Annotated in this window: 10 protein-coding genes; 1 reads left to right on the top strand and 9 read right to left on the bottom strand. The window is 31.3% G+C overall.

Annotated features, from left to right (window positions below):
* Positions 1-129 precede the first annotated feature (129 nt).
* From CRN98_RS07280 to CRN98_RS07240, 9 genes are all read right to left on the bottom strand, one after another.
* Positions 130-1,758, bottom strand: coding sequence for a SulP family inorganic anion transporter (locus CRN98_RS07280; RefSeq protein ID WP_097026767.1), 1,629 nt, complete (start codon positions 1,756-1,758; stop codon positions 130-132).
* A 253-nt stretch (positions 1,759-2,011) separates the two neighbouring features.
* Positions 2,012-2,902, bottom strand: a complete 891-nt coding sequence (locus tag CRN98_RS07275; RefSeq protein WP_097026766.1) for a glycine betaine ABC transporter substrate-binding protein — start codon at positions 2,900-2,902, stop codon at positions 2,012-2,014.
* 257 nt (positions 2,903-3,159) lie between these two features.
* The gene (locus tag CRN98_RS07270) at positions 3,160-3,978 is read right to left on the bottom strand and encodes an ABC transporter permease (RefSeq protein WP_179632015.1); all 819 of its coding nucleotides are present in this window, start codon (positions 3,976-3,978) and stop codon (positions 3,160-3,162) included.
* Positions 3,978-5,165, bottom strand: coding sequence for a quaternary amine ABC transporter ATP-binding protein (locus CRN98_RS07265; RefSeq protein ID WP_097026764.1), 1,188 nt, complete (start codon positions 5,163-5,165; stop codon positions 3,978-3,980). Before CRN98_RS07265 ends, CRN98_RS07270 begins: the two co-directional genes overlap by 1 nt.
* A 226-nt stretch (positions 5,166-5,391) precedes the next feature.
* Positions 5,392-6,021 (bottom strand): GntR family transcriptional regulator, encoded by a 630-nt coding sequence (locus CRN98_RS07260; RefSeq protein WP_097026763.1) that lies wholly within the window; start codon positions 6,019-6,021, stop codon positions 5,392-5,394.
* A gap of 52 nt (positions 6,022-6,073) precedes the next feature.
* Positions 6,074-7,174: a Ger(x)C family spore germination protein gene (locus tag CRN98_RS07255; protein WP_097026762.1), complete on the bottom strand. Its 1,101-nt coding sequence runs from the start codon at positions 7,172-7,174 to the stop codon at positions 6,074-6,076.
* On the bottom strand, positions 7,171-8,265 hold the full coding sequence (locus CRN98_RS07250) for a GerAB/ArcD/ProY family transporter (RefSeq protein ID WP_097026761.1): 1,095 nt from the start codon (positions 8,263-8,265) through the stop codon (positions 7,171-7,173). The genes CRN98_RS07255 and CRN98_RS07250 overlap by 4 nt, the downstream gene beginning before the upstream one ends.
* 13 nt (positions 8,266-8,278) lie before the next feature.
* The gene (locus CRN98_RS07245) at positions 8,279-9,739 is read right to left on the bottom strand and encodes a spore germination protein (RefSeq protein ID WP_097026760.1); all 1,461 of its coding nucleotides are present in this window, start codon (positions 9,737-9,739) and stop codon (positions 8,279-8,281) included.
* 3 nt (positions 9,740-9,742) lie between these two features.
* The gene (locus CRN98_RS07240; RefSeq protein ID WP_097026759.1) at positions 9,743-10,840 is read right to left on the bottom strand and encodes a GerAB/ArcD/ProY family transporter; all 1,098 of its coding nucleotides are present in this window, start codon (positions 10,838-10,840) and stop codon (positions 9,743-9,745) included.
* A 197-nt stretch (positions 10,841-11,037) separates the two neighbouring features.
* Here CRN98_RS07240 and CRN98_RS07235 point away from each other — a divergent pair, with 197 nt between their 5' ends.
* The gene (locus tag CRN98_RS07235; RefSeq protein ID WP_097026758.1) at positions 11,038-11,919 is read left to right on the top strand and encodes an SDR family oxidoreductase; all 882 of its coding nucleotides are present in this window, start codon (positions 11,038-11,040) and stop codon (positions 11,917-11,919) included.
* Positions 11,920-11,942 lie beyond the last annotated feature (23 nt).

Genomic DNA, 11,942 nt, shown 5'->3' with positions numbered 1-11,942 from the left:
ACTTTAAAGTAAAGCTTATTTTAAGTATATTATTTTTTTATTATATTACAGTAAAATTATATTTTCAATTTAAATTACACTACGTATAAATATAACAAACACTTGTAATCTGTATAGATACAACGGTAGCTATGCTACGAACTCCATTGCTTCATCTCTACTTTCAAATACACATTCTTCTCCAATTAACTCTATAAAGCCCATGTTCTCTAAAACATTATATGGTTGCTCCTTTACATTTGCAAGTAATACCTTTACTTCATGCTTTTCACATCTTGCATATAATCTTTTTAAAGCATCCATCCCAGTAGCATCAATGCTTGTTGCATTTTTCATATCTAGTATAAGCACATCATAGGATTTATTTATTTCATTCATAACTTCTAGAAACTTATGTACTATTCCAAAGAAAAACGGTCCGTTTATTTCATATATTAATATTTTATCATTATGACTACTGTTTTCTATGACTTCATCTTCTTCACTGCAATTTTCGCATATAGAAGTTTTTATAGTTGTAGTATCTGCTATTCTCTTCATGAATAAAAACATAGCAAGCACCATTCCAATTTCAATTGCTACTACTAGGTCAAATATAACTGTTAATAAAAAGGTTAAAAGAAGTACCACCATATCGCTTTTTGGTGCTTTCATAAAGGAATAAAAAGACTTCCATTCCCCCATATTATAAGAAACAATAATAAGTATTGCAGCTAATGTTGTCATTGGTATAAGCTTCGCAAGGGGCATAAATACAAGCATTATTAAAAGCAAAGTTATAGCATGTACAATTCCTGATATAGGGCTTCTTCCTCCGTTTCTTACATTTGCGGCTGTTCTAGCTATTGCACCAGTTGCAGGTATTCCGCCAAATAGTGCTGATACAATATTCCCAACTCCCTGAGCCACAAGTTCCATATTAGAATCATGTTTCCCACCTATCATACCATCAGCTACTACTGCTGAAAGTAATGATTCTATAGCAGCTAATATAGCTATAGTAAATGCAGGTCCTATGAGTTCTTGAATAGTATCAAAACTAACTAAATGTATAGAAGGCATAGGTATTGATGAAGAAATATTACTGTATCTACTTCCTATAGTGTCAACTTGAATATTGAAAAAGCTTACTAAAGCAGTTGTAATTATAAGTGCTATGAGTGATCCTGGTATTGTCTTATTTACTTTAGGCCATAAAATCATTATAGCTAAAGCAGCTAATCCTACTAATAATGTAGGTATATCTATGGTGTTTAAATGCTGCAAATAGGCTTGCCATTTAGGAATAAATTCTGCTGGGACATTTTCAATTGAAAGTCCTAAGAAATCTTTAAATTGTGTAGAAAGCAGTGTAATTGCTATACCTGAAGTGAATCCTATGGTTATAGGATGAGGTATGAATTTTATTATGCTTCCCATTTTAGCAAGTCCTAAAATGATTAATATTACTCCTGCCATCATGGTTGCTATAATAAGTCCTTCTATTCCGTGCTTTTCAATTATTCCATATACAATTACTACAAATGCCCCTGTGGGCCCACCTATTTGAACTCTACTTCCACCTAAAAAAGAAATGAAAAACCCTGCCATAATTGCAGTTATAAGTCCTTTTTCTGGAGACACTCCAGAGGATATTCCAAGAGCTACTGATAATGGTAGTGCTACAATTGCAACTATTATTCCTGCAACTATATCCTTTAGAATTCTCTCTCCAGTTAGCTCCCTTCTTTGATACATTTTTAATAATTTGGGTTTCACGATATATTCCCCCTAATTTTTGTATTTTTATTCATTTTTATTGTACCATGGAATTGTTCGTATATTAGTTTTTTAATAATAATCCCAATATTACAAAAACAATACAAGATATCTCTTTCATTGTCTTTTAATATTATAAATTCATGTCAAAAAATAAAATGACAAGCAGTTTCAATCAAACTACTTGTCATTAAGCTACTTTTAAAACAGTATCTCTTGCTATTTTTAATAATAATCATCTTATAATCTTATGCTATTTCTTTGGTATCCATGAATTTACTACATCTTGATTATTGTTCATCCATTCTTTTGCAGCTTCCGATGGTTTTTTTCCATCTGCTATAGCTGCCATTAAATCTCCAAGCTGCTTTTCGTCCATTTTGAAGTTCTTTAAAAACTCTGCAACTTCTGGCATATCTTTATCTAAGCCAAGTCTTGCGAGTTTATGGATATCTTCCGCCTTACCATAAACGTTCTTTGGATCTTCTAAGAATTTTAAATCCCATTTAGCAAACTTCCAATGTGGAGACCATCCTGTTATAACTATAGGTTTTTTCTTATCTATGGCATCTTTTAGCATTGTAAGCATAGCTGGCTCGCTGCCCTCCATAAGCTCCATATCCAGTCCATACTCTGAAACAGCTTTTTTAGTAGTTTCCATTATCCCCGCCCCAGCATCTATTCCTATTATCTTGCCATTAAATTTATCCTTATTAGCTTTAAGTTCCTCAATACTATTTATATCTGTATCTTTAGGTACTACAAGTCCTATTTTAGCACCTTTAAAACTAATTCCTAAGTCCAATAACTTATCCTTATATTTATCCATATAGCTTTTATGAGTAACAGGAAGCCATCCATCCAAAAATGCATCTGTATCTCCTTCCGCAAGGGATGTAAATATTACACCTGGATCTGCCTCTGTCATTTCTACTTTATATCCCATTTTTTCTTCAAGCACAACCTTTGCAAGGTTTGTCATAGCTATACCTTCTGCCCAGTTTACGTAGCCAAGCTTTACCTTTTTAGATGCATCTCCACTCTTACTTTTATTTGAAGCTCCACAGGCAGCTAGCGATACCGCAGTTATTAATCCCACCGACATTAACGCAATTGATTTCAGTGCTTTATTTTTAAATTTCATTACATTCACTCCTTCTAAATTTATAGATAATTGATTTACTATAGCATGAGATTTGCGTTGTAGAAAGCATTGAACAAGCATTAGAAACTCTTTATTTCTGAATTTAAAGCACCGTTAAGAATTTTCTAATGTTTGAGCAATAGCGAGTTTAGAAAATTTAGGTGATCTAAATTGAGAAATATTAGAGTTTCTTTGCGCCATGAACAGCTTTTCTAAATGCAAATCTCATAATATAAGTTGAACATTACCGTAAAATATTACGCAGTTTTTCCAAGGGATTGAGTTATCCTATCAAGTATCATTGCAAGAATTACCACTGCAAGTCCACTTTCAAAACCTATACCTATTTTAAGCTGAGTTATTCCTGTTAGAACTTCCCTTCCAAGTCCACCTGCTCCTATCATGGCTGATATAACTACCATAGACAAGGAAAGCATTATGGTTTGATTCACTCCTGCAAGTATTGTAGGAAGCGCTATAGGGAGCTGAACTTTATAAAGCATTTGACTCCTAGTTGATCCAAATGACTTTGATGCTTCTATAACTTCCTTTGGTACTTGTCTTATTCCTAAGTTTGTAAGTCTTACAGCCGGTGGCATAGAAAAGATTACAGTAGCTATTGCCCCAGGAACTTTTCCCATACCAAAGAAAAGTACTGCTGGTATTAAATATACAAAGGCCGGCATGGTCTGCATGAAATCTAAAACTGGCCTCATAATCTTATTCATCCTGTCATATCTTGCTGAAAGTATTCCAAGTGGAACGCCTATAAGAAGCGCTAATAGTGTAGATACTAAAACTAGAGCTAAAGTACTCATAGTTTGATTCCAAAGCTCCATGCTATTTATAAAGAAAAGCCCTAAAAAAGTAAATACTGCTGTTTTTTTATTAGCCATATAATATGCTAGTGCAGTTATTAAAAGTATAATAACTATAGCTGGCGGAGCAGTTAGTATATTTTCTAATCCATCTATTAAAAACTCACTTATTGTCTTTATTGCATCAAAAAAAACTCCTAAATTTGATTTTAACCATTCAATGATGACTTCAAAATAAGGTCCTATATGAAATGTCATTATCTATATTCCTCCTCTCCTATGATTCCTGCGATAATTGTAGATCTTTTAATTATACCCATCATCTTATTATCTTTATCTACCACAGCTATCGGAAATGAAATATCCTTTGCTATAGGAAGAAGCTCTGCTATTGAAGCTTCTGGAGAAGTTATAGCTACTTCTTTTATTATTATATTTGATATATCCTTTTCTCCTTTTTTATAGCTTTCAATTGCATCATCAATTTTTACTATACCTTGAAGTGTTCTATCTTTATCCGTTACATATATACTCGAAATCCCTTGCTCTTCCATAGCCCTTGCTGCAGCCTTAGGGCCATCTTTTGATAATATAATCACATTTGTTCTTTGCATTATAGCTCCTGCTGTCATAACCTTCGTTCTATCAACATCTTGAGTAAACTTTCTTACGTATTCACTTGCAGGATTAGCCAAGATATCCTCAGGAGTTCCTATTTGCTCTATTACTCCATCCTTCATTATTGCAATTCTATCACCAAGCCTTAAGGCTTCATCTAAATCATGAGTAATAAATATTATGGTTTTTCTCATTTTAGATTGAAGTTCTATCATTTCTTGTTGCATATCCTTTCTTATTAAAGGATCTAGTGCACTAAAGGCTTCATCCATTAAAAGTATCTCAGGCTCTGTGGCAAGTCCTCTTGCAAGCCCTACTCTTTGCTGCATACCACCACTAAGCTCATGAGGCATTTTTTCCTCATATCCCTTAAGCCCTACAAGCTCCAATGCTTTATATGCCTCTTCAGTTCGTATCTTTTCATCTACACCCTGTATTTCTAATCCAAATTCAACATTTTTACATACGTTTCTATGAGGTAGTAATCCAAAGTTTTGGAATACCATAGCCATTTTTTTTCTTCTAATTTCTCTCAGCTCTTCCTCATTACATTTTAAAATATCTTGTCCATCAATTAATATTTCTCCAGAGGTTGGCTCTATAAGCCTATTCAAACATCTTATAAGCGTTGATTTACCGCTTCCAGACAGCCCCATAATTACAAAAAACTCACCTTCATCGACATGAAAACTTGCATTGTTAACTCCTACAGAGTTACCTGTCTTTTTTAATATCTCTTCTTTATCCATACCTTCTTCAAGAAGGGGAATAACTTTTTTTGAATTTTTCCCAAATACTTTATATAAATTTTTAACTTCTATCTTCATAAATAACATTTTCCTCCTTCCATTATTATGCAACAACTTTCATATATCATTAAGTTGTTTTATGCAACAACTTCATTCTATCATTGGGTTGTTAGTTTGTCAATAAAAAAAAGATAGCTTTCTAAGTAAAATTTGGTCAATTTTTACTCATAAACCATCTTCTTATATACATATAGAATAAGACCTTAATTATATAAACTTAACCCTATCATCTAGCCCCTCATTCCTAATTATCGTAGTTTTCTATAAACTTTCTTATTCTTTCACTTACCCATTCATCTCCAACTGCTAATATTATATCCCCTTGAGTAAATACTAGATATGGCCCTGGAGAAATAAGTATTGTATCTTCTCTTTTAACTCCAACTATAGTTGCTGCAGTATTGTACCAAAACTGTACTTCTCCCACAGTTTTTCCTATTATCTTCGACTCTACTGGTACTTGAATCTCTAGTATTTCTACTAAATTTGTACCTTTATATCTATAAGAATATTCAAGTATTTTTAAATTTACTTCTTGTATTTCCCTTTCTATTTCATCTCTTTTATCTATGAGGCCTTTCATGCTATTTCTTAAGTCCCCTATGTGTTCTTTTTCTCTAAAGCTATCTATAAACTGCAAAGCATTTTTAGGTGACTTTACTATAACTCCTATACCCTTGCTTACTTCCACAACCCTTTTATCCTCTAAAAGCTTCATAGACCTCCTTATAGTTTCAGGAGATACGTTATACTCACTTGCAAGTATAGACCTGCCCTTTAAAATACTTTCTTCCTTTAAAGAACCTTTGTATATTCTCGAAGCTACATCAACTGCAATTTTTATGTATCTAGGCAGTTCTATTCTATCCGCCATTTTAAAAACCTCCAAATATATATATGTCTAAGCAAATAGATTATAGCATAAATTATTCAGCTTTTCCTCCTATAGAATCTATTTTCACATTTACATTTACATCTATTTGGGCGTTTTTAAACATCTCATCGCTACTATAAGTACTTAGTCTACCATACTTAGCTACTGCATATTTAGTTAAATCCAGCCAGTCAACTCCATATTCTTGCTGTATTTTTTTAGCTTCTTCTTCTAAATCTTTTTTTATGCTTTTAACAAAGCTTTTCTCCATTTCCTTAACTTCTTTTTTTGTTATAACTTTATTAATTATAGTATTAACTTTCAAATCTCCCCTAAGTGTTATATATATAGAATATTTTAATTTATCTCCCTCCTTAGAAACCTTAACTTTTCTTTTAGTTTTAAAATATCCTTCATAATAATTGTTTTTTCCTGGAAAGTTAACACTTAAATGTCCGTTGGTTTTACTATTTCTTAGAAGATTTATAAGCTTTGCCTCTCCTAGATCTACAGTAGTTATCATCTTATCAGCATCAAATAAAGCAAGCCCCGCTATTTTAGGTCTATCTTTATCTATATCAAGATATGGAAGCACTATTTCTCTTCCTTCTTGATGATACATTTGTAAAACATCACTAGTGCTTACATCCTTGCTAAAAAAACTTTCTTGCCATGCAAATTTTAAAGTACCATAAATATCTTCTGCCATGGTTGAATATCCCTTAGGTTGTAATTGAAATAATTGTTCTGCTGGCTGCCTGCAAATAGCTACTAACGCTACTCTTCTTCTATCAACATCCCTCATCATTGAATCAATTAGATCATTAATTCCATAATCTGCTCTTTCCTTTCCTACTAAATACATTAATTCACTTCCTATAATCCACTTCCTACTAAACTTAGATTGAAGATTATCTCGAGTACTGTATATAGATTTACCTGGTCCTGTTACTACTTCATGCTGAATTTGCTGTTGTCCTCTAAATGTAAATGTTTCTGAGGTATCTTTATACATAGCCATTATCCCATCATTTTCTAAATCATATCCCATTCCTACAACTATTCCCAGCTTTTCTTGTGGGTATCTATCATAACATCCAGAAGTTATCAAGCTAATTAATATAATAAAACATAATCTTACAACTCTTTTCATGATTTTAGCTCCTCCTTATAATCTTTTTTCTTAAGTAAAATAATTATGGAGGTTATAATTCCCCAAGCTAATCCTACTATCGCTAAATAAGGAGTAATTTTATCCACAACATTTGCCCTATTAGGCTCAGGCGATAGGAAAAAACTTAGTAGTATTAATAGAGCTGTTATAATAATACAGCTTTTTTTATAACTTATATTAGTTGCTTTAGATAAGCAAAATGATGATGCAAATAACTCACATGGAAGAATTCTAAATATAACAAAACTCCATATAAGCATTATTATTGTCCTAACATTTTCAATTAAAGGTATTTCTACACTAGCTGCTACATATAAAGATGGATATAAATGTTTAGATGCTATTTCCCAACCTAAACAGAAAATAGTTATAAATACATTTGCCGTATATGAAACTATAACAGTTAACACACCATAAATTCCAGGTTTGCTAGTATTTTTTGTATTAGTTATAAAGGATATAGCTACGTAACTAAGCTCTACTCCTGCATATGAATATATAGTATCAGGTAAAGCAGATAATATATTTTTAAATGAACTAAAAAAAGGCTTTACATTTGTAATATTTCCTTGAGAAGCAAGAGACAGTGTTACAAATATAAAAATTATTACTAAATAAAATACTATTTCACATAATCGTCCTACTATATTAAGTCCGTTTATTGCAGTATATAAAGTTAGTAACATTACAATAATTGAAATTACATATGTTGGTGCAAAAGGCACCAATAATCCATGAATTAGATTAGTATAAGCGGATATTATACTTAGCTGCGAAAAAGAAAATACTGCAATAAAAATTATAATTATTATGTAAGATAAGAACTTGCCGTATATTTCATTATTTATTTGCCAAAAGTTATAATGATTCATTTTTTTATCAATGAAGGATGCCAGTACTACTACAATTATTGGATATACTCCCCCAATAATTACTGCTATCCAAGCATCTTGATAAGCATGCTTAGTTGCAGCTCTAGCAAGCGTTAATATTCCTATTGCAATCATAGAACTTTGAACAATTGCCATGTATTGGTTTCCCGTTATTTTATTATTGATTTCTTTATTCACAATTTACCTCTTACTATTCCTTTTTATTTTCCTTTAATTTAAATCCCACTGCTCTCTTATTTAAATTTTCAATTTTACTTCTAATTAAAGTATCCTTTAAACCTCTAAATCTTAAAGGAGCTACAGGTGAGAGATAGGGAACTCCAAAGGAATCCATCTTCATTAGTTTTACTACTATTAATTGTATACCTAATAAAAGTCCTAATATTCCTAATAAGCTAGTTAATGCAAGCATTCCAAAACGCAAAAGCCTTATTGAAAGCACCATATCATAATTGGGAATAACAAATGTACAAATAACTGTAATAGCAATAACCACTAAAGTTGTAGGACTTACAATCCCAGCTGCAGTAGCTGATTGTCCAAGTATAATACCTCCTATTATACTTAGTGTTTGACCTACAGGAGTTGGTAATCTTAACCCTCCTTCTCTAAGTACTTCAACTACTATCTCCATCATAAGTATTTCTACAAATGCAGGTAGAGGATTATCAAGTCTAGATCTTACTATTATCTTTGACAAGTTTAGTGGTGTAAGCTCACTATTATATTGGAGGAGTATAAGATATATTGATGGTAAAGTTAAAATAATTACCAAAGCTAAAAATCTTATAATTCTATCAAAATTTGCCAGAATCATTCTATTTCCATAATCCTCAACTTCTTGAAAGAATTCCATAAAAACAACTGGCATTATCATTGCATATGGTGAGCCTTCTACCATTAATGCTGCTTTTCCCTGAAGTATATCAGAAACTGCCTTTGTAGGTTTTTCAGTAGATTTTGATTGAGGGAAAATTGAATATGGGAAATCTTCTATAATTTGGGTAACAACCCCTGGTCCTAAAATTTGAGGCATTTTTACAGAACTTAACTCATCTTTTATCCTTTGCAAAATTTCTTTATCAATAGCATTATCTAAATATATTAAAACTGCATCTGCTTTATTTTCTTTACCAAATACATATTTATCAATTTTTAAGTGTTCATTTTTAATTCCTTGCTGTATTAAAGCTATGTTGACATTTAAGCTTTCAATAAAGGCTTCTTTTCCACCTTTTATTACCTTTTCTACTTGAGATTCTGTAATAGCTCTATGCGTAGTACCTACTGTATTACAAATTATAGCTTTATCTTCATTTTCAATTATAACAACACATTTTCCGTGCATCAGTTCGCTGGCTATAAGACTTACATCCTTTGTTATTTTAATTTCACCTGATACAATAAACTTTTTAGCTATAAACTCTGCTTTGTTTATAATATTATCTATTGGTGATTGTACATGAAATAATAAAGGGGATATTATATTATTTTCTATATATTCTTGTTTTACAAGATTACTTATATATAAAATAACACACGATACTTCGTTTTTAATAACTAACTCTCTTTTTATAAAATTGAAATTTAACGGAATATTAGATGAAATTATATCTACATTAGTATTTAAGTTGGATTTAAGCTCAATCATTAATTAATCCTCCTTTTTATACGAATTATTAGATGCTTTTTTATTTTTAATTACAATGATTATGGAAGTTATTACTCCCCACAAGATTCCAAATGCCGTTGCATATGGAGTAACCTTGTCTAAAATATCTACTCTGTTGTATTCAGGTAACATAAATAAGCTTCCAATTGATGATAGAATTAAAGTAATTATCACACTTGCTTTATATTTCATGTTAAAAGCCTTTGATAAACAATATCCTGCACCAAATAAATAACAAACAAGAATTCTAAATATAATAAAAGTCCATATTATCATTAATATAGTTCTTAGATTCTCAATTATGGGTATTTCTAAAGTAGCTGCTAAATACAAAATAGGATATGAATTCTTTGAAGTTATTTCCCATCCTAAGCAGTAAATAATTACAAATACATTTGATGCATATGTAAATATAATAAATAAAACTCCCTGTAAACCTGCCTTTTTGGTATTATTTTTATTAGTTATAAAAGATATAACTATATAGCTTAATTCTATTCCCGTATATGAATATAAGCTATTTGGTACAGCTGAAATTATATTCTTAATCGAGGAAAAGAATGGTCTGACATTTATTATATTTCCTCCAAATGAAAATGCAATCATCATAATTATCAGTACTATTAATAAATAAGATACTAATTCACATAGCCTTCCGACTAGTGTAAGACCATTTATAGCTGTATATAAAGTTATTAAAAATACAATAAATATTATTAGATAAGGTGACATAAATGAAACTATTACTACTTTTGCTACATTGGTAAATCCAGCAATAACAGTGGCTTGAGAAAAAATAAATCTCATAGAGAAAGCTATTAATATTATTTTGGATAAAAGCTTTCCATATACCTTATTATTTATATTTTCAAAACTACATCCATTCATTTTTCTATCAATGAAGGATGCTGATAGCACCACAATTATAGGATATATTCCCCCAAGGATTACAGATATCCAGCCATCTTGATATGCATTTTTACTTACTAGCCTAGACAAGGTTAATATTCCTATAGCTACCATAGAACTTTCTACGATTGACCTATATTGGTTTTCTGTTATCTTATTGCTAATATCCATATTCTCTGCTTTCCTTTAGTTATAATTTATCAAAATTAATATAATCTTCATTTTAATTTATTCTTCCCGTATAAATTAAACATATGCAAAAATTTACACTACTTATTTAGGAATATTTCAAAGAAGTATTTTAAATAATAAATAGGTAATATATCTTAATAAGATAAATAATAGAAACCATACGGAGGTACATTAATATGGATGATATTCAAAATGTCATACAAAGTTTTCCAAAACAAATTCCACCCCAGCATCAAAATATACATCCTGGAATTGAAAAAAATATGAATCCAAAACCAATTTATGATAATCCTAATTACAAGGGCTCAAAAAAGCTCCAAAACAAAGTAACTCTTATAACCGGTGGAGATAGCGGAATAGGGAGAGCTGTAACTATTTCCTACGCCAAGGAAGGATCAGATATTTCAATAGTTTATTTTAATGAACATCAAGATGCTGAGGAAACTAAAGAAGCTGTTATAAAATATGGAAGACGCTGCATACTTATTCCTGGTGACATTAAAGATTCCGCATTTTGCAAGTCTGCAATAACGCAAACCGTAACAGAACTTGGAGGATTAGACATTTTAATAAATAATGCTGCAGTTCAATATGTTCAAAATACCATAGAAAATATCACAGATGCTCAGCTTGAAGAAACTTTTAAAACTAATATATTTTCTATGTTTTATTTAACTCGTGAAGCTCTTGCTCACATGAAGAGAGGATCTTCTATAATAAATACAGCTTCTATTACAGCCTATAAGGGACATGAGCTCCTTATAGATTATTCATCAAGTAAGGGAGCTATAGTTACTTTTACCCGCTCTATGGCTATCTCACTGGCATCTAGAGGAATAAGAGTAAATGCTGTAGCACCAGGTCCTATTTGGACTCCACTTATACCTTCTTCTTTTGATACCAATAAGGTAAAACAATTTGGTTCAGATACTTCCTTTGGAAGACCAGGCCAGCCTGTGGAACTTGCTCCAGCCTATGTATTTTTGGCCTCAGATGATGCTTCTTTTATAACTGGAGAAATCATCCATGTAAATGGAGGAGAAATTGTAAACGGATAAAAAAGCAACACCCCAGGGCTGAT

It is taken from the genome of Clostridium peptidivorans, from assembly GCF_900205925.1.
Taxonomy (GTDB): Bacteria; Bacillota; Clostridia; order Clostridiales; family Clostridiaceae; genus Clostridium_AK; species Clostridium_AK peptidivorans.
The sequence above is the reverse complement of the archived record's forward strand: the minus strand, read 5'-3'. Positions and strand labels throughout refer to the sequence as shown.